The following is a 25,529-nucleotide window of genomic DNA, read 5'->3' as shown; positions in this document are numbered from 1 at the left end:
ACAAATGCCGCCGACGGAACCGTAACAAATTTAACTTAGTGGTCGCGACCGACGATGTAATCGGCCAAATGCGCTAGCGACGCGGCGGAAGGCCCTAAAGGCAACAAGGCGGCCCGAGCGTCATCGCGCAGTTCCTGCAACAGTTGGCGCGAGCCATCCAGCCCGAGTGTCGATACATAAGTGGGCTTATTTTCCAGCGCGTCTTTACCGGCTGTTTTGCCCAATGTGGCGGTATCGGCCGTGACATCGAGAATGTCATCTGCCACCTGAAACGCCAGCCCGATGGCGGAGGCGTATTTACGCAGGCCTTCGCGAGTACTAGAACTTGCTCCGGCCACCACGCCCCCCAGCAACACGGAAGCCTCAAGCAAAGCGCCGGTTTTCATACGATGCATCTGCTGCAGTTCGGCTTGCTCTAGCGCTTGACCGACACTGCCGCAGTCAATAGCCTGCCCGCCAACCATGCCCTGGCTGCCAATAGCGGCAGCCAGCAATTGAATGGCCTGAACCACTAGCGCCGGCGCGATCGGCATAGCGCCCAACGCCTCAAAGGCCAGCGGCTGGAGCGCGTCGCCTGCCAACATGGCGGTGGCCTCGTCGAATTGCACATGCACTGTGGGGCGGCCACGGCGAAGCGTGTCGTCATCCATGCACGGCAGATCGTCGTGCACCAGCGAATAGGCGTGCACCAGCTCAACCGCTGCGGCTGCGTGATCGAGAGCGATCTGTTGAGCTGCGGCAGGGGCTGCCGACTGCAACGACACTTCGCCCGCTGCGTAAACCAAAGCTGCGCGAACCCGCTTGCCGCCGCCCAGCACACCATAACGCATGGCTTCGTGCAGCCGCCCCGGCACCACGTCGGCGGCGGGCAGGGTCTGGTCAAGCATGGCCTCAACCTGCTGAACCCGGTTACTTAGCCAGGCTTGAAAATCGAAGCTTTTGGAAGCAGCGACTGACTGATTCATGCGTCGCCCTCGGTTGAGCTGTCATCCAGCGGCTTGAGCAAGCTCCCCTGTAACACCTTCACCTGTTCTTCGGCCAGATCGAGGCGCTGCTGACAGATACGTGCAAGCTCCACCCCGCGCTGGTAAGCCAGCAAGGAGTCGTCCAAGGCGAGCCCGCCATCCTCCATTTTCATGACAAGGGCTTCGAGTTCGGCCAATGCCGATTCAAAATCGCGGGGGAGCTCCGCCTCGCTCGTATCGTGTGTGACGGGCGGAATTGATTGATCTGCTGACATGGTGCTGTGCTATTTTTCAAACATCCGCCAGTATACGTCGCCCACGGAAAATTGGTTCCAGAAGTCCACAACGCCTGCCTGACGGCGCGCCGCTAGACCCTGCGCGAGACCTGCTCCGGCGACGGGGCATCGGCACCCGCTGCGGTGCCGCCCTTACCCTGCATAACACGGTTTTCGCTGTAGGTTCGCCATGTGGACAGCAGCCCCGAAACAACAATGAGCGCCATGCCGCTCCAGGCCACCCAGTCGGGGATCTGCCCCCAGATCAGGGCCGAGAACAGCGCAGCAAAGACAATAGTGGTGTATTGCAGGGCCGCCGTCAGCAACGCCGAACCCAGCCCGAAAGCACGTGTCATGGCCAATTGCCCGATCAGGCCGAACAAGCCGATTCCCACGAGCGCCAGCCAGCCTTCGCGCCCCACGATTACCCAGCCGTCCAGCACAATACCCGTCGTGCCGGTGAGACACACAAAGCAAGAGAAAATCAAGACAGTGCGCCATTCAGGCTCGCCAATGCGGCCAAGCGACCGCACTTGCATTAACGCAACCGCCGCACTGGCTCCGGCGCACAGCCCCACAGCCGCCCCCAATAATTGTTCCATGCCGATACTGGGCCGCATAATGGCCAGCACGCCGACGAACCCGCAAAGCACGGCTAACGTGCGCACAGCGTCACGCTGCTTCCAATCGCGCGCCAGCATCCAACCCGCGATAAAAAGCGGTGATGTGTAGTTCAGACTGACAGCCGTAGCCAAAGGCAGCAGGGATATGGCGATGAAGCCCATCCACATAGAGCTCACACCGCTGATATTACGCAGGATGTGTAGGCGCCAGCTTATAGGGCGCAATGATCGCTTTGTGAATACCGCCCAGAAAAAAATCAGTACGACAGAGGGCAAACCACGAAATAATATGATTTGCGGCAGACTGGCTTGCAGATCGGATGCTATCTTTACACAAGCCCCCATGGCGGCAAACATGAGGCTGGCCAAAAGCATCCATAGTGACTGCATTGCTTGAACCTGAAACGATGAAACAAGCGCTCCATAAGCCCGGCGCTACTGGGTTGCTATGGTGCCGGAAAGCACCTTTAGCAAGTACTGATACTGAATACTTAAAAGATCAATACTATACTCCCGTGCCTGAAGTATTTTTGTCACGCTTGCGTGAAACCAACGGATTGCGCAACTGTCAGACTCTTTTTAGTGGGAAAAGCGTCCCCATATATTCATCATTCAGGGAAAACGGCTGATTCACAGTTTGGCTATCTGCGAAACGGGTCACTGCTTCCCTAAAATACCCCCTTGCTTGTCATTCGGAGATTCTCCCCAACATGAAGCGCATCGTCCTTTTTCTAATGACCAACTTCGCCGTGCTGCTTGTGCTGAGCGCCACGATGAACGTGCTAGGCGTTGGCCGTTATCTGACCTCCCAAGGTCTGGACCTCACCCAGTTACTCATCTTCGCTGCCCTCGTCGGCTTTACAGGTTCCATTATTTCGCTGTTAATCAGCAAGCCCATGGCCAAAGCAAGCACCGGAGCGCGGGTGATCGACCCGCAGGCCCCTGCCAATGCGCGGGAGGCATGGCTGGTAGACACCGTGCACCAATTGGCTGATCGCGCCGGCATCGGCCGCCCCGAAGTCGCGATCTACGAAGGTGCGCCTAATGCTTTTGCCACAGGCGCCTTCAAGAACGATGCCTTGGTGGCGGTTTCAACCGGGCTGCTGCAAAGCATGACGGAAGAAGAGGTGGCTGCCGTACTGGGCCATGAAGTCGCGCATATTGCCAACGGCGACATGGTCACGCTCACCCTGATTCAGGGCGTGGTCAACACATTTGTCATTTTCCTGTCGCGCGTTGTGGGCTATGTGGTCGACCGCGTCATTCTCAAAAATGAACGCGAAGGCGGCATCGGTTTCTACGTAACCGCATTTATTTTCGAGATTATTTTCGGAGTGCTGGCTTCCATATTGGTGGCTTGGTTCTCCCGCCAGCGAGAATACCGTGCCGACGCGGGCTCCGCCGTATTGCTGGGTTCACGCGAGCCGATGATCAACGCGCTGGCCCGACTGGGCGGTGTGGAAGCAGGTGAATTGCCCAAGAACTTTGAGTCCTCAGGCATTTCCGGCGGCAAGGCGATCAGCGCTTTGTTCGCGTCTCACCCGCCTATTGAGTCTCGCATCTACGCGCTGCAAGCACTGCAACGCGTGTAAAGCGAGCAAAAAAATACGGGTGCGGCCATACGCTAAATACAGCCGCACCCGCAAGTCATTCACTTTTACCCCAATAGACGGCCAAACCAGGCCGTTGCTTTTTGCCAAGCGTCTTGCGCATCTGCGGCATTAAAACTAGGACGATAGTCGGCGTAAAAAGCGTGCCCTGATTCGGGGTAGACCTCTATACGCGACGCCTTGGCGGCCTCGCTGCCCTGCTGAAGCGCTGCTTCCATGCGGCGCACGTCTTCCATAGGAATACTGGCGTCCTGCTCGCCATATAAGCCCAACACGGGCGCATGTAGCCGCCCTGCAATATCGACCGGATGCTCTTTCTGCAAAGGGCTGTGGCCTGTCGCCAATTTTCCATACCAAGCGACCGCCGCCTTGCACTCAGGGTTGTGAGCCGCATACATCCAGGTCAGACGCCCACCCCAGCAAAAACCGGTGACACCTAAGCGTGAGGTATCGGCACCCTGTTCACGGGCCCATTGCACGCTTGCGTCGAGATCGCTCAACACCTGCTCATCAGAGACGTTGGCGACGATGTCACGAATGAGTTCGGCAATGTCGGTGTACTGGCTGGCGTCGCCTTGGCGCTGGTAGAGTTCCAGCGCCACTGCCATATAGCCTTCGTGGGCAAAGCGGCGGCAGATATCCTGAATGTGCTCATGCAAGCCAAAGATTTCCTGTATGACAAGAATCAGCGGCGGGTTCTGGAGCGTCGCCGGCGCTGCATAGTAAGCCGACATCACTCCATCTTGCACCGGGATATCCACCTGGCCCTGACGCAAGCCCTCGGTGCCCGTACGAATTGTGCTGTCCGTACTACCGGTGATCTTGGAATAGCTCATGGTTTCTCCTGTTTGTTGAAAAAGCCTCACCTTGGACAGCGAGGCTTGCGCCGGAGCGCATGATGACTCAGTGTGCCTGTTCCCAGTTCGTGCCCAAGCCGACTTCAGCGACCAGCGGCACACTGAGTTCGGCGACTTTGGACATCAGGCCGGGCAAGTTGCCTGCCACCGCCTCGACTTCATCGGCAGGCACATCAAGTACCAATTCGTCATGCACCTGCATCACCAGTCGCGCCTGCATGTTCTCAGCACGCAACCAGTCATCAACGGCCACCATGGCCATTTTGATGAGGTCGGCCGCCGTCCCCTGCACCGGGGCGTTGATGGCGGCGCGCTCCGCCGCAGCACGGCGCGGCCCCTTGGCGCCACGTAAATCCGGCAGCCAGATACGCCGCCCGAAAACGGTTTCCACAAACCCTTGGTCAGCCGCCTGGGCGCGAATAGTGTCCATATAACGCGCCACGCCCGGATAGCGGGTGAAATAGCGGTCGATATAGGCTTTGGCGGCATCACGGGTAATGCCCAAATTCGAAGCCAGACCAAATTCCCCCATGCCGTAGATCAGGCCAAAATTAATGGCCTTGGCGGCCCGCCGCTGTTCCGAGCTTACATTTTCAAGTGCAACGCCAAAGACTTCCGACGCCGTGGCCCGGTGAATATCAAGATTTTCAATAAAGGCGCCCCGCAGATTTTCGTCGTCCGACATATGCGCCATGACTCGCAGTTCAATCTGAGAGTAGTCGGCTGATACGATTTTCCCGCCACTGGCCACAAAAGCCGTGCGCACGCGCCGACCCTCGGCCGTACGCACTGGAATATTCTGCAGATTGGGGTCTGAGGAAGCTAAACGCCCGGTAATAACGGCAGCCTGCGCATAGCGTGTATGCACCCGGCCTGTGCCCGGGTTGATCATTTTGGGCAATTTATCAGTGTAGGTCGATTTCAGCTTGGACAGCCCCCGATACTCAAGAATGAGGGCCGGCAACGGGTAATCCTGCGCCAGCTTGGTCAGCACTTCTTCATCGGTGGAAGGCGCTCCGCTGGCTGTCTTGCGCACGATCGGCAGCCCCATGCGCTGGAACAGGATTTCGCCCAACTGTTTGGGCGAATTCAGGTTGAAGGGCTGGCCGGCCAGCTCGTAGACCTTGGCTTCGATTTCAAGCATTTGTTGACCCAGCTCATGACTCTGCATCGCCAGCGCGTGAGCATCCAGCTTTACACCATTGCGCTCAATTGTGGTGAGCACATCGGAACAGCGGATTTCCAGCTGGTAGATTCTTTCCAGCCCCGGTTCAGCGGCGATGCGCGGGCGCAGGATCTGGTGCAACTGCCAAGTGAAGTCGGCGTCTTCACATGCGTAATGTGCCGCCTTTTCGACTTCCACCTCATCAAAACCAATTTGTTTGGCGCCTTTACCGCAGATATCCTCATAGGCTACGCCGCCTCGACCCAGCCAGCGCTCGCCAAGCTCCTGCAGGTTGACGCGACGGTGCGATTCCAGCACATAGGACTGCAACATGGTATCTTCGGTCACCCCAGCCAAGTGCACCCCTTCATTGGCAAACACATGGGCGTCGTACTTAGCGTTATGCAGCAATTTGGCAGCCTTGGGGTCTTCCAGCCAAGGCCGCAGCCGCTCTAAAACAGCTGTTTTGCTAAGTTGCTCGATGTTGTCGGGCCCGCGATGCGCCACCGGGATATAGCATGCCACTCCGCCGGCGGTTGCCAGGGAAATGCCCACCAGCCGTGCTGCCATGGGATCAAGCGATGTGGTTTCGGTGTCCATGGCCACAAGATCGGCCGCGCTGACCGCCTCGACCCAGCGCTCCAGAGCCGGCATGTCCAGCACGGTTTCATAAGCGGCAGGCGGCGCTTCCGGGGCATCTGTCGCCATGCGGGAATCCTGTTCGGGCACCCGCTCTGGATCACCCGTGAGTTCACGCAGCCAACTGCGAAAACCGTAACGTTCGAAAAGCTCAATCAAGGCGGCGCGATTCACTTCGCCAGGAACCAGGGATTCCAGGCCGCCATTGATATCCATCTCGCAATCCACCTTAATGGTGATCAACTGACGGGTCAGAGGAAAATGCTGAAGGGTGTTGCGCAAATTCTCGCCTGCCACACCCTTGATTTCGTCAGCACGTGCCACCAGCTGTTCTAGGGAGCCGTATTCATTCAGCCATTTAGCCGCTGTTTTGGGCCCTACCTTGGGAACGCCGGGCACGTTATCGACGGTATCGCCCACTAGCATGAGATAATCAACAATCTGAGAAGGGGCAACGCCGAATTTTTCCTGCACCCCTTCGATATCCAGGCGTTCACCATTCATGGTGTTCACCAGTTCTACATGCTCGTTAACGAGCTGGGCGATATCTTTATCGCTGGTGGAGATAATGGTGTGCACTCCTTTTTCAGCTGCTTGGCAGGCCAAGGTGCCGATGATGTCGTCGGCTTCTACACCAGGAACCGAAATGACTTTCCACCCCAGGGCCGCTACCGCCTGATGAATAGGCTCGATTTGTGCTGCAAGATCTTCGGGCATTGAAGGCCGATGGCCTTTGTAATCGGGGTACAGTTCTTCACGGAAGGTTTTGCCCTTGGCGTCGAAGACACAGGCGGCATAGTCTGCCTTGTAATCCGAAATCACTCTCCTTAACATGGAGATGACCCCGTACAAAGCGCCGGTGGGCTCGCCCTTTGCATTACGCAGATCCGGCATGGCGTGATACGCCCTGTACAGGTAGCTGGACCCATCAACAAGTAACAAGGTTTTTTTCATGTCCAATAGAATTGTCCGATTACCGGCCACCCAGCAGATCCCACGGATTATGTCAGAGATGGAAGCTGCTGCGGAGACGCTTCAAGAAATGGGTTGGGGCGTAAGCGTATTCGGTAGCGCACGTCTGCGCCCAGATTCGCCCTACTATCAAATGGCCGAACAACTCGGCGCCCGGCTTGCCAAAGCAGGCCTGGCCGTCATTGCCGGCGGCGGGCCCGGCATCATGGAAGCCGCCAACAAAGGTGCTTACGAAGCAGGTGGGCACAGCGTGGGGCTGAACATCACCCTGCCACGCGAGCCCCATAATAACCATTACCAGACACACAGCCTGCAGTTTGATTATTTTTATTCCCGCAAGGCCACTTTTGTGATGCACAGCGCAGCCTATATTGCACTGCCCGGCGGCTTCGGCACACTCGATGAGCTTTTTGAAGTCACGACCCTAGTTCAAACGGGCAAGATACCACAAGCACCCATCATACTGATAGGCAGCCAGTTCTGGGCCGGCCTGCTCGACTGGGTGCGCGAGCAACTATTAAGCAACGGCCTGATCAGCCCCAACGATATCGACCTGTTTTTCGTAACAGACGATATCGACGCCGTCATGCACCACATCCACCACCACTGCACCGACTGTTTCACCCGCCACGAAGAACCCTCCCTGCCCATCGAAAGAGAAAGCAATCTAGCTTAAATGGGGTCTGTCCCGGTTTAAGCTAGTTGTAAGGCCCTCGGAAGCCTGACAGCGATAAAAAGGGGACAGACCCTGAAATGGGGTCTGTCCCCGTTTAGGGGGCTGTAAGGTTTAGGCGGCGGAGCTGCCTTCGCGTGCCATGCGGCGGCGTTCGTGTTCTTGCAGGTAGCGTTTGCGCAGGCGGATGGACTTGGGCGTGACTTCCACCAGTTCGTCGTCGTCGATGAACTGAACGGCGTATTCCAGGGTCAGCTCAATGGGGGGCACGAGGTCGATGTGTTCGTCCTTACCTGAGGCGCGCACGTTGGTGAGTTTCTTTTCCCGGATGGGGTTGACCACCAGGTCGTTGTCGCGGCTGTGGATGCCGATAATCATGCCTTCGTACAGGGGTTCCTGTGGCGAAACAAACATGCGGCCGCGCTCCTGCAACTTCCACAATGCATAAGCCACGGCTTCGCCGTCGTCTTGGCTGATGAGCACGCCGTTGCGACGCTCGCCCAGAGTGCCTTCCTTGATGGGGCCATAATCGTCAAAGATATGGCTCATCAAACCGGTGCCGCGGGTCAGGTTGAGGAAATCTGCCTGGAAACCGATGAGGCCACGCGCGGGAATACGATATTCCAGGCGGGTGCGGCCACGACCATCGGCCACCATGTCGAGCAGCTCGCCTTTGCGGCGCCCCAATTCTTCCATCACCCCACCCTGGTGACCGTCTTCAACGTCCACCGTCAGCAGCTCATAGGGTTCCATACGAACGCCGTCGATCTCTTTAAACATGACGCGGGGGCGCGATACTGCGAGCTCATAGCCTTCGCGGCGCATGTTTTCAATCAGAATGGTCAGGTGCAGTTCGCCGCGCCCGCACACTTCAAACACGGTTTCGTCCGGCGTGTCGTTAACACGCAGGGCGACGTTTGATTTCAGTTCGAGATCCAAGCGTTCGCGAATCTGACGACTGGTCACGAATTTACCTTCACGCCCCGCCAACGGCGAGGTATTCACCATGAAGTTCATGGTCAGTGTGGGCTCGTCGATGCGCAGCATAGGCAAGGGCTCGGGCTTGGCAGTGTCCATCACAGTGCAGCCGATACCGATTTCGTCGATACCGTTAATCAGCACAATGTCGCCCGCTTCGGCTTCCTGCACCTGTTCACGCTCCAGGCCCTTGAACTTCATTACCTGATTGACCCGGCCCTTGATGGGTTTGCCTTCAGGGCCGAACTGAACCACAACATCCTGAGCGGCACGCAGGCGGCCACGATTGATGCGACCCACACCAATTTTTCCGACATAGCTGCTGTAGTCCAAGGAAATAATCTGCATCTGCAATGGGCCGTCTGCGTCATCGTCGCGCTGAGGCACATGCTGCAAAATCGTGTCAAACAACGGACGCATATCACCGTCGCGCACGTCCTCGGTCAGCCCTGCATAGCCTGACAGACCGGAAGCATAGATGATGGGGAAATCAAGCTGCTCATCCGTAGCGCCCAGTTTATCGAACAGGTCGAACGTAGCGTTGATGGCATGGTCGGGCCGCGCACCGGGACGGTCGATTTTGTTGACGACCACAATGGGCTTCAGCCCCAGTGCCAGCGCCTTGCGGGTCACAAAGCGGGTCTGCGGCATGGGCCCTTCGACTGCATCCACCAGTAGCAGTACGCCGTCCACCATGGACAGCACGCGTTCGACTTCGCCTCCGAAGTCGGCGTGTCCGGGCGTATCGATAATATTGATGTGAACGCCTTCGTACTCGACCGCGCAATTCTTGGCGAGAATCGTGATGCCGCGTTCTTTTTCGATATCGCCGGAATCCATGACCCGCGACTCAATCTGCTGATTGTCGCGGAAGGTGCCCGCTTGGCGAAGCAGCTGGTCTACCAGCGTGGTCTTGCCGTGGTCAACGTGGGCGATGATAGCCACATTACGCAATGCGCGTTTCATATTTCATCCTTTTGTGTGGAGACCACAGGCATCAAGCCCGCGGGTAAAGCATGCATGGGAAGCAGCGCCTGTTGGGGCTGCTCCATGGCCTGAAGCGCCTCCAGGCCAACAGAATTTTTTATATCGAAGGGGCCGACGCGAGTACGCCGCAGTTCGCTCAGATGAGCGCCGCAACCGAGTTTGCGGCCGATATCCTGTGCCAAAGTGCGGATATAAGTGCCTTTACTGCAATCAATCAGCAAGCGCGCCGTCATGCCGTCAAATTCCAGCACCTCCAACTTGTAGATCGTAACCTGCCGGGGCGGGCGCTCCAGCTCAATACCCTGGCGCGCATATTCATACAACGGTTTGCCGTCGCGCTTCAAGGCGGAATACATCGGCGGGATTTGCTGGATTTCACCTCTGAACTCCGGCAACACCGCAAGCAAGTCCTCTCGCGCTACGCCTGCAAAGCCTTCCGGCGCCTGCATGGTCACGTTGCCAGTGAGATCACCACTGTCGGTTTCTTCACCAAACTGCAGCGTTGCCTCGTAAGTTTTGTCGGCTTCCAGCATAGGCCCGCAAATTTTCGTTGCACGCCCCATGCAGCAAACGAGCAACCCCGTCGCAAACGGATCGAGCGTACCGGTATGGCCGGCCTTGCGGGCGTCCACAGCGCGCTTGGCGCGTTGCAGCGCGTGGTTGCTGGAAAGGCCAACCGGCTTATCCAGGAGTAGAACGCCATCGAGCAGTTGCCCGCGTCGTTTAGAGGCCCGCATGATTATTTAATGTCTTCAAAGGTGTTAGAGATGTGCCGGAACGGGCACCACGAAGGCTGTCGGCGATTCTGCGGCCAATGCCACAACGGCGCACGACGAGCAGTGGCGCCAGGTTATTCAGTTGCGGTCGTCTGGGTCGTCCGGGGGAGGAAGCGCGTCTTCGCTGCCGGGGCGATTGGCTTCATCAATGAGCCGGGACAAATGCAGCCCACGCTCAATGCCTTCATCGTGGATGAAGCGCAAAGTGGGCACTGTGTGGATATGGAGAAGCTTGAACAGCAGGGAATGGAACCAGCCGGCCTTTTCGTTCAGGGCCGCCGACGCCACAGCGGGCTCGGCACCAAGAACCGTGAAATAGACCTTCGCATGCGCGTAGTCGGGAGATAAATCAACGCTGGACAGCGTGATCAGCCCCGCCCGCGACACGTCGATCTCGCGCTGGATAATGCCGGCCAGATCCTTTTGGATCTGGTCGGCCAGCCGGATGTTCCGGCCTGCGTTCTGTCGAGTCTTGTGTCGAGCCATAATGCTTGATTAAAGGGTGCGGGCGATCTCGCGGATTTCAAAGACTTCGAGCTGGTCGCCCACTTCGATATCGTTATTGCCACGCAGGGTAATACCGCAATCGAAGCCGGAACGCACTTCGCGGACATCATCCTTGAAGCGGCGCAGGGATTCCAGCGCACCCGTCCAGATGACAACGTTGTCGCGCAGCAGACGGATCTGCGAATCGCGCTTGACCAAGCCGTCGGTGACCATACACCCTGCCACCTTGCCGATACGCGAAATGCTGTAGACCTCGCGAATCTCGACCATACCGATGATTTCCTCGCGCTTTTCGGGCGCCAGCATGCCGGACATGGCGTTTCGAACGTCGTCTACGGCGTCGTAGATGATGTTGTAGTAGCGAAGGTCGATACCGTTGTTTTCGGCCAGCTTCTTGGCACTCTGTTCGGCGCGTACGTTAAAGCCGATGATGACGGCATTCGAGGCGATGGCCAGGTTGACGTCGCTTTCGGAAATGCCACCCACGGCCGCATGCACCACTTGAACGCGTACTTCGTCGGTCGACAATTTGACCAGCGACTGCACCAATGCTTCCTGGGTACCTTGTACGTCCGTCTTGATAATGAGCGACAGAGTTTGCAGGCCTTCACCCAGATTCTCGAACATGGACTCGAGCTTGGCTGCCTGCTGACGCGCCAGTTTCACATCGCGGAATTTGCCTTGACGGAACAGCGCGATTTCGCGCGCCTTGCGTTCATCAGCCATGGCGATGAGCTCATCGCCCGCCTGCGGCACTTCGGTAAGGCCTTGAATTTCAACCGGGATGGAAGGCCCGGCTTCGTTGACGCTCTTGCCCTGGTCGCTCAACATGGCACGCACTCGGCCGAAGCTGGCACCCACCAAGACGGAATCACCGCGCTTGAGGGTACCGCTTTGCACCAGAATGGTTGCCACTGAACCCCGGCCCTTATCCAGGCGGGCTTCGATGACCAGACCCTTGGCCGGTGCTTCCACCGGAGCGGTGAGTTCCAGGATTTCAGCTTGCAGCAGAACGTTTTCGAGCAGATCGTCGATACCTTCGCCAGTTTTAGCGGACACACCGATAAACGGTACGTCGCCGCCGTATTCTTCAGGCACAACCTGTTCGGCCACGAGCTCCTGCTTGACTCGCTCGGGGTTGCCTTCGGGCTTGTCGATTTTGGTAATCGCCACCACCAGCGGCACTTCGGCAGCCAGCGCGTGATGAATGGCTTCACGTGTCTGAGGCATGACGCCGTCGTCGGAAGCCACAACCAGAATAACGATGTCAGTCGCCTTGGCGCCACGGGCACGCATGGCTGTAAAGGCCTCGTGACCTGGGGTGTCGAGGAAGGTGACCATGCCACGATCAGTCTTCACACTGTAAGCGCCGATATGCTGCGTAATGCCACCCGCTTCGCCGGATGCAATTTTGGTGCGGCGAATGTAGTCGAGCAACGAGGTCTTGCCGTGGTCGACGTGACCCATGACGGTGACCACCGGTGCGCGGGGCAACTCTTCGGCATCGACAGCCTCGGCTTCGACCAGGAACGCTTCCGGATCGTCGAGCTTTGCCGCAATGGCGGTATGGCCCATTTCTTCCACCACAATCATGGCGGTTTCTTGGTCCAGCACCTGGTTGATCGTGACCATCTGACCCAGTTTCATGAGGTGCTTAATGACCTCTGCGGCCTTGACAGCCATCTTGTGGGCGAGATCGGCCACAGTGATGGTTTCAGGCACATGCACTTCACGTGCGATAAATTCCTGTACTTGTGGTTCGCGACGCTCTGGCTGGGCATTGCGGTTGCGGCCACCACGACCACCCTTGCCTTTGCCGCCACCTGCACGCCAACCTTCACGGCCTGGTGCTGCCGGTGCTGCAGCTTCGCGAACGGCCGGCTTCTTGCGACCGCCGTCGTCTTTCCAACCGGCTTCTTGTGTACGCCCTGCGCCCTTGGCATCGGTAGCGCCAGCCTTGGCGTCTTTCTTGCCTTTGCCTAAAGTCTTGTGCAATGTACCGGAACCTGCTTCGGGTTCGGGCGCCTTCAATACCTTACGGGGACGGCTAAGCATGGCACGCAGCGCAGCGGCTTCGGCCTCTGCGGCCTTGCGCGCTTTCTCGCGCTCTTCATCCACGCCGCTTGCTGCGGCAGCCGTAGAAGATGCCGGTGCAGCCGTGCGTGCGGGAGCAGCCTTAGCAGCGCCTGGACGGGCAGCGGCAGGCTTGCCTTCCGCACCCTTGCGAGTCGCCGAAGCAGCCGTCGCTTTTTTAGCTGGGGCTGAGGCCGCAGCAGGCGCCTCTTTATCTTGCACAGCCTTGCTAGTTGGCGCATCGGCTGCGGCGGCAGGCTCAGCCTGCTTTGGCTCAGGGGCCGCGGGCTTGGCTTGCGCCTTGTCTTGTTCAGCAGCCGGACGGGCCTCTGGCGCCGCTTGTTTGTCAGCCGGCTTAGCTGCAGCATCTGCTTGGGCAGGCGCCGCAGCGGCTTTGTCTTCTGAAGTAGCAGCCACGGGCTCTTCAGGCTTGGCTACGGGCGCAGCAGGCTGTTCGGCCACTGCAGGCGCCTCTGCCTGAGCCGGCTTCGGCGGCTGAGCGGCTGGCTGCTGAGGTGCGGCTGCCGGCTTTTCGGTAGCAGGCGCCTCTTGGGGCTGTGCCGCTTCAGCTGTCTGTTGTTTCTTAGCGGCTTCAGCCTTAGCTTCAGCCTGGGCTTGCTCGGCAGCGCGTGCAGCTTCCGCCGCCAGCTCGCGTGGGTCGCGTTTTACGAACACCCGCTTTTTCCGCACCTCGACTGGAATAGTGCGCGAACGGCCCGAACCGTCGGCTTGACGGATTTCGGAAGTTTCGCGACGCGTCAGCGTGATTTTCTGGTTCTCCGACGCACCATGCGCCCGACGCAGCGACTCGAGGAGCTTCGCCTTATCCGCGTCGGTGACTGGGTCGTCGACCGATTTGATGTCAACGCCAGCGGAACGCAACTGCTCCAGCAGCGCGTTAGCAGGCATTTTCAGTTCAACGGCGAACTGGGCGACGGTGTTACTCGGCATTCGACTCTCTCTTGCTAGCTACTACTATTTTTCAATATGGATGGACCCGGCTTTCTTCTGAGCAATGTCAGGCTTCATCATCAAACCAGTGCGCCCTGGCCTTCATGATGAAATCGCTAGCTTCTTCTTCGCTCAACCCGGTGATCTCGGACAGTTCATCTGTCGCCAGTTCAGCCAGGGCATCGATGTCGAGAATGTCATTCTCGGCCAGCTTAGCTACCAGTTCTGGGGTCAACCCTTCGATTTCCAGGAGATCCTGTGCTGCGGTCATGCGTTCTTCCTGGGCGATGGCTTCGGTCAGGAGCGCATTACGGGCGCGAGTACGAAGTTCGTTGACGGTTTCTTCGTCAAACGCTTCGATATCAAGCAGTTCCTGCATTGGCACATAGGCCACTTCTTCCAACCCGGTAAAGCCTTCGTCTATCAGGATGTCGGCCACTTCGTCATCGACATCCAACCGCTCAATGAAGGTCTGGCGCAACTCTGCGCGTTCTTCTTCCTGGCGATTCTGGTTTTCTTCCGGCGTCATGATGTTGATTTGCCAGCCGGTGAGTTCAGAAGCCAGTCTTACGTTCTGCCCACGCGCGCCAATCGCCTTAGGCAGATTTTCGGCATCGACCACGACATCCATTGCCCGCTTGTCTTCGTCAACCAGGATGGATTCGACGTGTGCGGGCGCCAATGCGCCGATAACAAATTCAGCCGGATCGTCGGCCCACAGGACGATATCGACCTGTTCACCGCCCAGCTCGTTGCGCACTGCGGTAACACGCGAACCACGCATGCCGACGCATGTGCCGATAGGATCAATGCGCTTGTCGTAAGCCACAACCGCGATTTTAGCCCGGACGCCCGGGTCGCGGGCGGCCGCCTTAATTTCGAGCAGGCCTTGTTCGATTTCCGGCACTTCGTTCTCGAAGAGTTCGCGGATAAATTCGGGGGCCGTGCGCGAAAGAATGACCTGCTGGCCACGCGCGGCGTGGTCAATTCGGGACACCCAGGCACGGATGCGGTCGCCCACGCGGATGTTCTCGCGCGGAATCATTTCGGAGCGCGGCAAACGGGCTTCAATTTTGCCTGTGTCGATAATGGCATCACCTTTATCCATGCGCTTGACGCTGCCAGAGATAATGGTTTCACCACGCTCAAGGAAATCGTTCAGAACCTGCTCGCGCTCGGCATCGCGGATGCGCTGCAGAATGGCCTGCTTGGCAGCCTGAGCGCCAATGCGACCAAATTCTTCGGGCTCAAGCGGCTCTTCGATATATTCGCCCACCTCGATGCCGGGCACGATATCTTGCGCATCGCTGTACATTTCCTGGCGATCCGGCTCTTGCAACCCAGCTTCGTCAGGCACAACCAACCAGCGGCGAAAACCTTCATGCTCGCCAGTTTGGCGGTCGATCGAGACGCGGATATCAGCGTCTTCCTTGAAGCGCTTTTTCATTGCCGACGCCAGCGCACCTTCTAGCGCGCCGAACACCACTTCACGTTCGACATTCTTTTCACGCGCCAGGGCGTCAACCAGAAGAAGAATTTCGCGACTCATCGCTTTTTTCCCTTGAAATCTAAAATGGGATCCAGTTTTGCGCGTTCAACGTCGTCGAACGTGAAACCGAGAACCTGGAGCTCTCCGGATTGAGTTTCGTACTTGAGACTATAAGCAGCGGAACCCGACTCGTCTTGTGAAGCCTGCAGCACCCCGGTGAAGACCTTGCGGTTATCGACGGCCTGACGCAAGCGGATTTCCACCCGCTCGCCTGCGAAACGCAGAAAGTCTTCCGGGCGCTTCAACGGGCGGTCTACACCCGGAGACCCGACCTCAAGCCGGAGATAATCGATGTCTTCCACCTCGAACACCCGGGACAAATGCTTGGAGACGCGTTCGCAATCTTCAATGCGTACACCCTCAGGGCGGTCGATGGTGACTCGCAACAACCCGCCAGGCGCACGCTCAACATCGACGAGTTCGACGTCCATGCCAACCAGGGCTTCCTGGGTCAGAGCGATTAATTCTGCTGCCATAAAATCCAAAAAAAATGGGCTGTCAAACCAGCCCATTGTTATCGCGTAACCGTGGAACCCAAGCACGTCGTGCTCAAGTAGGCCGATTCGGTCCGCCTTAGAAATGTGCCGCTAAATTGTTGCCTAGAAAGGCAAAGCCATAGCCAAGCTTATTAACAATATAGCCGGAAAGCTCTAAATTCTAACATAGAAAATAGAAAATTTCCTGAAATCACCGTGACTTACCCAACTTGCCCAGTTGTGACTCATGGGCGGTGGCGCTGCGCGGCTGCCAATCATCACCACGCCCGCCCGCGGAACGGCCACGCGACGGCTTGCCGCCGCCCTTGGCGGGAGCCCCTTTGGGAGCGCCTGGACGCCCGCCTGCAGTACGCCGACGCGCTTCAGCAGGCTGTTGAGCAGCAGTCTTCTTGCCTTTCGCCGGCCCTTTACGCCTGCCTGACCCGGCAGCCGCCTCTCCTTTAGTGGGGTGACCATTCGCATAGCCACCGGTAATCAGCAAACCGCTGCCAAATGGGTCGGAGGGATAAGATTCTGTAGCCGCGCGCCCGCCAGTGACCCGGCCCCGACGACTGACCTTCGCCCCGTTCATGCCGTTGCGCTCCAGCGTGCCAAAACCCGGCGGCAAAGCACTGTCGTGCGACAAGGGCTGCCTTTCGCCATACCCCCGGGCATCGCCATCATCTTCCCTGATCAGGCCCAACTGGACCATGATGGCCTGAACCATGGTGGGCTCGATCTCTTCCCAGCGGCCTCGGCGCAGGTTGCGCGGCAACACAATTTCGCCAAACCGCGTGCGGATCAAACGACTGACCGTCACACCCGCTGCTTCAAACATGCGGCGAACTTCACGGTTGCGACCCTCATGGAGCGTAACGCGATACCAGCGATTGCTGCCCTCGCCGCCCAGATATTCCAACACACCGAAACGGGCCTCTCCGTCATCGAGCTGAATGCCTTCGACCAGACGCTTTTGCTGCTCGACGTCAAGCTCACCCAACACGCGCACCGCATATTCGCGTTCAGCGCCATAACGAGGGTGCATAAGACGGTTAGCAATTTCGCCGGAAGTGGTAAGGATGAGCAAGCCCTCGGTATTGAGGTCGAGACGCCCCACCGACAACCACTTGCCCACTTTAAGCTTGGGAAGGCGGGAGAAAACATTCGCACGGCCGGCCGGGTCGTCATGGCTGACGATTTCGCCCGCTGGTTTGTGATACAGAATGACGCGCGGCGGCTTCTTTTTATTAGGCCGGGCAATGAGCCTGCCATTCACCCTGACCTGATCATTTTCGCCGACTCTCTGACCAATATGCGCAGGCGCGCCATTCACGGATACGCGCCCCGCTATGATGAGCTCTTCCATTTCGCGGCGCGAACCCACCCCGGCTTCGGCCAGCACCTTGTGCAGCTTAGGCATTAGCACCTCACTGCTGAGGTATTTGCCCAGACGCTGCGGCAACTGTTCGCTACGCTCCAGATAGGCTAGCGCCATATCGGCCTCGCGGTCGGCTTCCGGCCCGGCAGCTGTCTTGCGGCCACGGCGGCGCCCCTTGGCCGGATTGGCAGCTGCATCAGCACCCGCCTGTGCAGGCGCCCCTTCAGCAGCGGCAGCCGGCCCAGAATTTGTGACAGCAGCAGTTTTTCGGCCCCGCGCTGACGTCTTGCGCGCTCGTGGCGCAGAGGATCGCTTGCTCGCAGGGCCGGCCTGTTCTGCCGCACCTCCTTCCGTAGCGGCAGGCGTTCCCTCGGACGCTTCCTGGCCAGCCTGTGGCTGAGCGGCATCGCCCCGGCGACGGCGGAACGGGGTGCGCAACTTGCGGCCCGAGCCTTTCGGCCTGGCCGTCGCGTCACCCTCGCCCGCGATAGGGGCGGCAACGTTCTGCGTATGGGAAGCGTCGGCAGCTTCGGCTGCCTTCTCTTTCACATTAGTCATTTTCTTTCTGATACTCCGTAGGGTTTTCAGTGAAAGGCTCCGATGCGTGCTCTGGAGCTTCTTCACCACTACTATTTTGATAATTCTGTTTGGGTGCGGCGGATTCCTCCGGCGCGGCACCTTCGGGCTCAGCGTCAAAAGCGAGCGCGGCCAGCGCTTCCGCCGCATCGACCTCAGCCAAGGCCGGAAGTTCGTCCAGGGACTTCAGCCCAAGATCGTCCAGAAACTGATGGGTCGTGCCCAGCAAAGCGGGCCTGCCCGGGGCATCGCGATGCCCCAAGACCTCGATCCAGCCACGCTCCTCAAGGGTGCGCACAATCTGCGTGGATACCGTCACGCCGCGAATATCTTCGATATCGCCGCGCGTGACAGGCTGACGCCAGGCAATGATGGCCAGGGTTTCAAGAACGGCTCGCGAATACTTGGGGGGCCGTGCGGGATCGAGACGACTCAGGTACCGCTGCATTTCGGGCCGACTCTGGAAGCGCCACCCTGTCGCGACGCTGACGAGCTCCAGCCCTCTGTCCTGCCAGTCCAATTGAAGCAGCGCCAGTAAGCGCCGCAGATCGTCCGCCCCGACTTCTTCTGTTGCGAAAAGCTTACGCAGTTCGGACAAGGACATAGGTTGATCCGCACATAATAGCGCGGTTTCAAGAATACGTAACGTCTCGCCTTCTGTCATTTACGTTTTTTTCTTTGTGGCTTGCTTTTAGCACCCACATGGGTTAAGATTTTTCATTCAGACGCGGGGTGGAGCAGTCTGGCAGCTCGTCGGGCTCATAACCCGAAGGTCGTAGGTTCAAATCCTGCCCCCGCAACCAGAATTCCAGCGGGCCGTTCTTAACAGGAACGGCCCGTTTTGTTTTTTCTGCCTGTGTTGCTTGTGCGCCATGTTTTTTGCGAATGATATGTGCGGCACCCACACAAGGCCGGCCTGCAGACCTGGATCTGGGCGCAGCCCAGCCATGATGGCGTAAGGTGAACGGACGTGTGGGATTGATATATAGGTTCCCGGCTATAGGCAGTTGCGCCAGATACAGCGCCCGCACGCCAGGGAACAAACTGAATGATTGGCCGTTTACTTATTTTGTACGGCGACCTTTGCAGCATTACATCATCCACACTGTCGCAATGCAAGCGATTCCACCATCCAACACGCCCCTTCCCGCTCGATAGTTGCCCATGAGCGACAAGTTTCATCAGGCCTGTTTATGGCGGATAGCGAGACTTGTGCGTGGGCTCGTGGTCAAATAGTCGCAGGAGGCTCTGACTGCGTGTGACCTGTGAAATTGTCTGCCTGGAAAGCATCTCGGCTGTGCCCTCACACCAATGGGATGATCTTTCTCAGGGCAACCCCTTGCTATCGCACAGCTACCTGGAGGCGCTGGAGGCCACCCATTGCGCCGTGCCCCGCACAGGGTGGGCGGCCCGTCACCTGGCTTTGCTGCGCGGCGGCACTCTCAGGGCGGCCATGCCGCTATACGCCAAAAGCCATTCACGCGGTGAGTACGTTTTTGATCACGCTTGGGCCAATGCGTACGCACGTTATGGCATGAGCTACTACCCGAAGCTAATCAGCGCCATTCCTTTTACCCCAGTACCCGGCCCTCGACTTCTGGCGCACGACCGCCACGACCAACGCCTGCTACTGGAAGCGGCCAAGCAACTGTCACGAGAACAAGGGTATTCGTCGCTACACGTTTTGTTCCCTCTGGAAGATGAGATTCCCATACTGCAGCAAGCGGGCCTGCTGCTACGCAGCAATATTCAGTTCCACTGGCAGAACCCCGGCTACCACGATATGAATGCCTTTCTGGCGGCCTTGAAACAACCCAAACGCAAAAAACTGCGTCAGGAACGGCGCCGTCTCAAGGAAGCGGGTGTTGAATTCAAGTGGCTGACTGGGCGTCAAATCACAGGCGCAACCCTGCGTTTTCTATACCTGTGCTACATGCAGACGTATCTACAGCATGGCAATGCCCCCTACTTGAACCTGGACTTCTTCGAACGTCTTCACGACCGCCTTGCTGACGCCATGGTGGTGATTCTGGCTGAAAGAGCCGGCGTGCCCATTGCCGCTGCGCTCAACATTCGCCATGGTAGCCGTCTATATGGCCGCTATTGGGGCTGCACAGAGCATTTTCCCGGCCTGCATTTTGAAACCTGCTATATGCAAGGCATGGAGTACTGCATTGCCCATGGCATACGTGTTTTTGAAGGCGGCGCCCAAGGGGAACACAAGCTGGCGCGTGGCATGCTACCGGTTCAAACCCTTTCCGCCCACTGGATAGAAGACCCTGTTTTCGGCCCCGCTATTGCAGACTTCCTGGAAAAGGAAACGCCATTCGTGCAGCAGTACCTCGACGAGCTGATGGAGCACAGCCCATACCGGACACCATGAAAAACGCCCGGCTCCCAACAAAGGGCAGCCGGGCAATGCATCCTGTGTGTCTGCTTTTCTGTACTGACCTACGCCGATAAAGCTTCTTTTATTTGCGATTTTTATCGGGGTCGGATGCAGGGTTCCCGAACGGGAACACATTGAACATGTTCTTGGTCTGACCCTGCATTTGATCTTGCATCTGCACAAACAGATTTTTGCTCTGATCAATATAGTTGCTCATCATGTTCTGCAGCATCGGCGTCTGCCCACTCATGAATTGAGCCCAGGCCTCAGGGCCAAGTTTCTGCCCATACATCCCCTTGGACTGTTCGGCCATGCGATCCTGGATTTCCATGAAAGCCACGATGTTCTTTTCGAGGAAGGTGCCCATCACGCCTTGCATGGCATGACCATAGAATCGAATGATTTGCGACAAAGCCGTCGCCGAGAACATCGGCATACCGCCTGTTTCTTCTTCAAGAATGATCTGCAGCAGAATACTGCGAGTGAGATCTTCACCCGACTTTGCATCAACGACCTGGAAGACCTCGTTCTCCAGCACCAGTTGTTTTACATCAACCAAAGTGATGTAAGCGCTGGTTTGCGTGTCGTACAACCTGCGATTCGGATACTTTTTTATGAGACGTGTTGCGGAGGTAGATTGGGTTTGCGTCATGAATGGAACCGAAACATTAGCGGAAAACGGCTCCGCAGTATCGCGGAGCCTCGTGTCGGCGCGATACGCGCTCAGCCCATATGCAAACCGCCGTTAAGGGAGAAGTCGGCTCCAGTTGAGAAGCCGGCCTCATCGGAAGCCAACCAGCAAACGATGGAAGCGATTTCTTCGGGTGTACCCAGGCGTTTGACCGGAATGGTGGCGACAATTTTTTCCAGAACATCGGGCCGGATGGCGCGCACCATGTCGGTGCCGATATAGCCTGGAGATACTGTATTCACCGTAACACCCTTGCTGGCTACTTCCTGGGCAAGAGCCATGGTGAAGCCATGGATGCCGGCCTTAGCAGTAGAGTAGTTAGTTTGGCCGAACTGACCTTTCTGGCCATTTACCGAACTGATGTTGATAATGCGACCCCATTGCCTTTCCACCATGCCGTCTATGACCTGTTTAGTCACGTTAAACAGGCTATTCAGGTTGGTGTCGATTACCGCACGCCAGTCGTCGAGGGTCATTTTTCGGAACAGGCCGTCGCGGGTAATACCCGCGTTATTGACCAATACGTCGATGGGGCCGACTTCTTCGACCACCTTGCGGAAAGCATCTTCGGTGGACTGCCAATCGGACACATTACCCACCGAAGCGTGAAAGGTGTAACCCTTGGCAGCTTGCTCGTCGAGCCAGCGCTGGTAATCTCGGCTGGGGCCACACCCTGCCACCACGGTAAAGCCCTTCGAAGCCAGGCCTTGGCAGATCGAAGTGCCTATGCCACCCATCCCGCCCGTCACATAAGCTATTTTTCCAGTCATTTTCACGATCTCCCGTATTACATATTGAGCCAGCAACCTGGCATAAATCACCTCAGCAGCTACACCGCCCTTGCTTTCACATAAGCGCCCGGCGCTGAGTCAAGAATTTTGTACTGCGCATTGCCCTGCTTGGCAGGCGCCTTCTTTTTCGAGCCTGCATGCTGCACCAGCCAGGCAGACCAATCAGGCCACCAGCTGCCCGGTGTTTCGGGCGCGGCTTGAATCCAGTCTTCGGCAGGCACTGGGCTTTCACCTGGAGCCAAATCTTCGGGTACCGCCCAATAACTGCGCCGATTCTTGGCCGGTGGGTTGATAACCCCAGCGATATGGCCCGATGCGCCCATGACGAAACGCCGCGGACCAGAAAGCAGATTGCAAGAGGCGTAAGCAGATTGCCATGGAACGATGTGATCGTCACGTGATGCGTAAATATACGCAGGCATGTCGAGTGCGCTGAGATCAATGGCATGGCCGTTAATCGTGACACCGCCCGGCTTACACAAGCGATTTTCAAGATAGGTGTTACGCAAATACCAAGTAAAGAACGGACCTGGCAAGTTGGTGCCATCGGCATTCCAGAACAGCAAATCAAACGCAGGCGGTGAGATGCCTTTCAAGTAATTGTTAACGACATAGTTCCAAACCAGCTCGCTGGGGCGCAGGAAGGAAAAAGTCGTGGCCAATTCACGGGCGCTCAATAGCCCGCCCTGCCCCATTTGTTGCTCGCGCATGCCAACATGGGTTTCGTCGATAAAGACATCAATAACGCCAGTATCAGAGAAGTCGAGGAAAGTGGTGAGCAGCGTGAGCGATTGCAGCGGCTCTTCGCCCTTAGCATGTGCAAGCGCCACTGCGCTCGCCAGCATGGTGCCGCCGACACAAAACCCCAGCGCGTTGACTTTGGGCTGACGTGTAATATCAGACGCGACTTTCAGGGCTCGCAGCACACCATCCTCGAGGTAATCAGCCCAACTCGCTTTATCGGTGCCGTCCGTATCTTCGGGCAGAGGGTTGCGCCAGGACACCAAAAATACCGTGTGACCTTGCTCAACCGCGTGGCGCACAAAGGAATTCTCGGGCTGAAGATCGAGGATGTAGTACTTATTAATGCACGGCGGCACAATCACCAATGGGCGCTCGTGTACGGTTTCCGTGAGTGGCGCGTATTGGATCACCTGCATCAGGGGGTTTTGATAAACCACCGAGCCCGGCGTAACGGCAATATTCTCACCTAACTGAAATTTTGATTCATCCGTCTGGCTCATACGCCCCTTGCCGATATCCTCCAGCAAGTTCTGGATGCCACGCGCCAAGGACTGCCCGCCAGTTTCCAGCATGAGCTGCTGCACTTCTGGGTTAGTGAAAACGAAGTTCGTTGGCGCTGTCGCTTCAAGCCATTGCATCACGGAGAAACGCAGGCGGTTGCGCAGGGACTCATCCACCTGGGCGGCATCAACCATACGACTCATCGCGTTCGCGGAGAGTTCCCACAGATGCGCATTCAACAATGCGAGGGGATTTGCTTTCCAGGCCTCGGCACGAAATCGCCTATCCGAAGGCAAACCAAGCCGGCCCGTGCGAGCCTGTTCAAGGACCTCGGCATAGGCGTTAGAAAACTCGGCCTGTATTTCTGCGAGTGCCTCGGGGGCCACACGGATCGGCGAAGGCCATGACGAAGGGAAAAGATTATTCACGTTTCGATACATATGATGTGCAGCCTGTTATAGCGTCTCTATGGTGGAATGCAATTTTAGGTGTGTCAATCAGGGTAATTCGGGACCATGCAGCCAAGCCAACGTTGCCATTCTTCCGCTGACCGATGAGCGTCGATAAGAGTAAAAAAGACCGGCTTGCTGATACGTACACAAACCAGAAACTTCTACATCATACAACCCTAATGTTAGTAAACGATGACGAGCCAGAGCGGCGATGTCTGCCTGCCACTTTCCGGCCCGCCCCCCCGCCGAAAAATACTGCTGCGTGACGGGATCTTGTTCGGTGAACGCCAGCCGCACTTCGTCGCCTACCTCGAAGCGGGCTTGGCCGATGCAAGGCCCAATCCAGGCTCGCCACACAGAAGCGTCAGGCAAACGTGCCCGCAACGCCTCCAACGTGGCTTCCAGTACACCCGCCGCCAACCCTCGCCAGCCGGCGTGGGCCACCCCCAGCGCACGACCGTCCGCATCGGCAATCACGACAGGAATGCAATCCGCTGTCAGGACGGCCAGTACCACACCGGGCCGGGTGGTGATGGCTGCATCCGCTTGCGGTGGCGCACTTTCGTAAGCCCCGTACGGGGACGCCACCCCGCCGGTAACAGGCCGAGCGGTAAACGGAGCGACCACTTCGACCACTCCCTTGCCATGAACTTGGTCCAGCCAGAAGGGTTCTGCCGGCAAATGCGCGGCCAGACGGCGTCGGTTTTCTTCAACCGCCTGCGGGTCATCACCGACATGCAAGGCGAGGTTCAATGATTCCCACGGCCCGACGCTCACCCCCCCTGAACGGGTGGTGCAACCGTAGCTCACCCCTTTCCAGGGTGCGCCACTAACCGGCAACATGGGGGTTTCGGAGGTCATTCCTCCCATTCGATATATTCCTCGACCTTGCAGAAATCTTCAGGAAGCTCTGCCTCAAAGGATACCAGACGGCCATCTGCAGGGTCTTCAAAGGCCAGGGCGCGCGCATGCAGCATCTGCCGCGCCGCGCCGCTAATCATCGTTCCACCGTACAACGTGTCGCCCAATAAGGGATGACGCAAGCTGGCCATGTGCACACGTATTTGATGGGTGCGCCCCGTTTCCAACCGACAAACCAATTTGGTCACGACATGCCCTTCGGCATCCGCCCCGGTCAGTACAGGCATATAGTGAGTCACGGCAGGCTTGGGGGCAATCGGCCGTTCTGCAGACATGCGCACCGGCACGGAAGGGTCCCGGCCAATCGGAAGATCAACCCGCCCGGCTTGCTGCAAGCGGCCATGCACCAGCGCCAGATATTCGCGATGCATGCTGCGAGCCTGCAACTGCCTTACGAGACTGGTCTGGGCCAGTTCGGTACGCGCTACGACCAAAATGCCGGAGGTGTCTTTATCGAGGCGATGCACAATACCGGCACGCGGTACGCGCGCTAGTTCGGGGTAACGGTACAACAAGCCATTAAGCAAGGTGCCGCTCCAGTTCCCCGCCCCAGGATGGGTCACCATGCCTGCTGGTTTATCAACAATGACCCAATGCTCGCTTTCTTCCAGCACGCCGAATTCCAGCGGCTCAGCCGTAAAAGCAAGCTCTTCAGGCGCTTGTTGCGGCTGAACATGGATGATATCGCCGGGCCCCACAAGCTGTCTGATTTTCGCAGGCTGACCATTCATTAAAACGTGGCCGCTTTCTATCCAGCCCTGCAGGCGACTACGACTGTGCTGGGGCAACAACTGGGCAAGCGTTTTGTCCAGCCGCTCAGTCGCTGCCGTGACGCCAAGCCGGAAAACCAGGGGCTCAGCCAGCTGGTGTTCGCCTGTTGTTTCCCCAGCGACAGGAGAAAGATTTGACGGCATATAGGAGTCGCTTTCAGATTCGTGGTCACGCATGATGTTCGATCATATAATTAGCCCGCTATGCTAACACCGAGGATCCTCACGTGACATCGACTC

At 57.6% G+C, this 25,529-nt stretch carries 20 protein-coding genes, 1 tRNA gene and 1 pseudogene; 4 read left to right on the top strand and 18 right to left on the bottom strand.

Annotation, left to right across the window (positions count from 1 at the left end; genetic code table 11):
• Window positions 1-35 precede the first annotated feature (35 nt).
• From VRY85_RS08770 to VRY85_RS08760, 3 genes are all read right to left on the bottom strand, one after another.
• Window positions 36-965 carry a polyprenyl synthetase family protein gene (locus VRY85_RS08770; protein ID WP_414598203.1) on the bottom strand — a complete coding sequence of 310 codons (930 nt, stop codon included), beginning with the start codon at window positions 963-965 and terminating at the stop codon, window positions 36-38.
• Window positions 962-1,240, bottom strand: a complete 279-nt coding sequence (locus VRY85_RS08765) for an exodeoxyribonuclease VII small subunit (RefSeq protein ID WP_414598202.1) — start codon at window positions 1,238-1,240, stop codon at window positions 962-964. The genes VRY85_RS08770 and VRY85_RS08765 overlap by 4 nt, the downstream gene beginning before the upstream one ends.
• Window positions 1,241-1,332: 92 nt before the next feature.
• Complete coding sequence (locus VRY85_RS08760) at window positions 1,333-2,253, bottom strand: DMT family transporter (RefSeq protein ID WP_414598201.1); 921 nt, start codon at window positions 2,251-2,253, stop codon at window positions 1,333-1,335.
• Window positions 2,254-2,573: 320 nt separating this feature from the next.
• Between VRY85_RS08760 and htpX the strand changes: the two genes are divergently transcribed.
• Window positions 2,574-3,455, top strand: coding sequence for a protease HtpX (gene htpX, locus VRY85_RS08755; protein ID WP_414598200.1), 882 nt, complete (start codon window positions 2,574-2,576; stop codon window positions 3,453-3,455).
• Window positions 3,456-3,520: 65 nt separating this feature from the next.
• On the opposite strand, the gene VRY85_RS08750 is transcribed toward htpX, so the two are convergent.
• Window positions 3,521-4,309, bottom strand: coding sequence for a dienelactone hydrolase family protein (locus tag VRY85_RS08750; RefSeq protein ID WP_414598199.1), 789 nt, complete (start codon window positions 4,307-4,309; stop codon window positions 3,521-3,523).
• Between the two features lie 67 nt (window positions 4,310-4,376).
• Window positions 4,377-7,088, bottom strand: coding sequence for a DNA polymerase I (gene polA / locus VRY85_RS08745; RefSeq protein WP_414598198.1), 2,712 nt, complete (start codon window positions 7,086-7,088; stop codon window positions 4,377-4,379).
• A 49-nt stretch (window positions 7,089-7,137) separates the two neighbouring features.
• Here polA and VRY85_RS08740 point away from each other — a divergent pair, with 49 nt between their 5' ends.
• On the top strand, window positions 7,138-7,782 hold the full coding sequence (locus tag VRY85_RS08740) for a TIGR00730 family Rossman fold protein (protein WP_414598256.1): 645 nt from the start codon (window positions 7,138-7,140) through the stop codon (window positions 7,780-7,782).
• A gap of 111 nt (window positions 7,783-7,893) precedes the next feature.
• Here the strand turns inward: VRY85_RS08740 and typA are convergent, their stop codons facing one another.
• The 8 genes and pseudogenes from typA to scpB all read right to left on the bottom strand — a co-directional run.
• Window positions 7,894-9,723, bottom strand: coding sequence for a translational GTPase TypA (gene typA, locus VRY85_RS08735; RefSeq protein WP_414598197.1), 1,830 nt, complete (start codon window positions 9,721-9,723; stop codon window positions 7,894-7,896).
• Window positions 9,720-10,481, bottom strand: a complete 762-nt coding sequence (truB, locus tag VRY85_RS08730; protein ID WP_414598196.1) for a tRNA pseudouridine(55) synthase TruB — start codon at window positions 10,479-10,481, stop codon at window positions 9,720-9,722. Before truB ends, typA begins: the two co-directional genes overlap by 4 nt.
• Before the next feature lie 117 nt (window positions 10,482-10,598).
• Window positions 10,599-11,006: a 30S ribosome-binding factor RbfA gene (gene rbfA, locus VRY85_RS08725; protein ID WP_414598195.1), complete on the bottom strand. Its 408-nt coding sequence runs from the start codon at window positions 11,004-11,006 to the stop codon at window positions 10,599-10,601.
• Window positions 11,007-11,015: 9 nt separating this feature from the next.
• Window positions 11,016-14,051, bottom strand: a complete 3,036-nt coding sequence (infB, locus tag VRY85_RS08720; protein WP_414598194.1) for a translation initiation factor IF-2 — start codon at window positions 14,049-14,051, stop codon at window positions 11,016-11,018.
• Between the two features lie 67 nt (window positions 14,052-14,118).
• A complete protein-coding gene (gene nusA / locus VRY85_RS08715; protein ID WP_414598193.1) occupies window positions 14,119-15,600 on the bottom strand; it encodes a transcription termination factor NusA in 1,482 nt (493 codons plus the stop codon).
• Complete coding sequence (gene rimP, locus VRY85_RS08710; protein ID WP_414598192.1) at window positions 15,597-16,076, bottom strand: ribosome maturation factor RimP; 480 nt, start codon at window positions 16,074-16,076, stop codon at window positions 15,597-15,599. The genes nusA and rimP overlap by 4 nt, the downstream gene beginning before the upstream one ends.
• Before the next feature lie 211 nt (window positions 16,077-16,287).
• Window positions 16,288-18,012: a pseudouridine synthase gene (locus tag VRY85_RS08705; RefSeq protein ID WP_414598191.1), complete on the bottom strand. Its 1,725-nt coding sequence runs from the start codon at window positions 18,010-18,012 to the stop codon at window positions 16,288-16,290.
• A gap of 43 nt (window positions 18,013-18,055) precedes the next feature.
• Window positions 18,056-18,694 (bottom strand): annotated as a pseudogene (gene scpB, locus VRY85_RS08700) (SMC-Scp complex subunit ScpB); the annotation flags it as partial.
• 62 nt (window positions 18,695-18,756) lie between these two features.
• Between scpB and VRY85_RS08695 the strand changes: the two are divergent.
• A tRNA-Met gene (locus VRY85_RS08695) sits at window positions 18,757-18,833 on the top strand.
• A 455-nt stretch (window positions 18,834-19,288) separates the two neighbouring features.
• Window positions 19,289-20,413 carry a GNAT family N-acetyltransferase gene (locus VRY85_RS08690; protein ID WP_414598190.1) on the top strand — a complete coding sequence of 375 codons (1,125 nt, stop codon included), beginning with the start codon at window positions 19,289-19,291 and terminating at the stop codon, window positions 20,411-20,413.
• Window positions 20,414-20,501: 88 nt separating this feature from the next.
• Here VRY85_RS08690 and phaR read toward each other — a convergent pair whose 3' ends face one another.
• The 5 genes from phaR to VRY85_RS08665 all read right to left on the bottom strand — a co-directional run bounded on the left by phaR (window position 20,502) and on the right by VRY85_RS08665 (window position 25,433).
• Entirely contained in the window at window positions 20,502-21,071 is a 570-nt protein-coding gene (phaR, locus tag VRY85_RS08685) for a polyhydroxyalkanoate synthesis repressor PhaR (protein ID WP_414598189.1), read from the bottom strand.
• A 71-nt stretch (window positions 21,072-21,142) separates the two neighbouring features.
• Entirely contained in the window at window positions 21,143-21,880 is a 738-nt protein-coding gene (phbB, locus tag VRY85_RS08680) for an acetoacetyl-CoA reductase (protein ID WP_414598188.1), read from the bottom strand.
• 59 nt (window positions 21,881-21,939) lie between these two features.
• Window positions 21,940-23,574, bottom strand: a complete 1,635-nt coding sequence (locus VRY85_RS08675) for a PHA/PHB synthase family protein (RefSeq protein ID WP_414598187.1) — start codon at window positions 23,572-23,574, stop codon at window positions 21,940-21,942.
• A 69-nt stretch (window positions 23,575-23,643) separates the two neighbouring features.
• Window positions 23,644-24,468: a peptidoglycan editing factor PgeF gene (gene pgeF, locus VRY85_RS08670; RefSeq protein ID WP_414598186.1), complete on the bottom strand. Its 825-nt coding sequence runs from the start codon at window positions 24,466-24,468 to the stop codon at window positions 23,644-23,646.
• On the bottom strand, window positions 24,456-25,433 hold the full coding sequence (locus VRY85_RS08665) for an RluA family pseudouridine synthase (protein ID WP_414598255.1): 978 nt from the start codon (window positions 25,431-25,433) through the stop codon (window positions 24,456-24,458). Before VRY85_RS08665 ends, pgeF begins: the two co-directional genes overlap by 13 nt.
• Window positions 25,434-25,529 lie beyond the last annotated feature (96 nt).

The organism is Achromobacter sp. F4_2707 (assembly GCF_047501535.1).
Taxonomy (GTDB): domain Bacteria; phylum Pseudomonadota; class Gammaproteobacteria; order Burkholderiales; family Burkholderiaceae_B; genus Yanghanlia.
The sequence above is the reverse complement of the archived record's forward strand: the minus strand, read 5'-3'. Positions and strand labels throughout refer to the sequence as shown.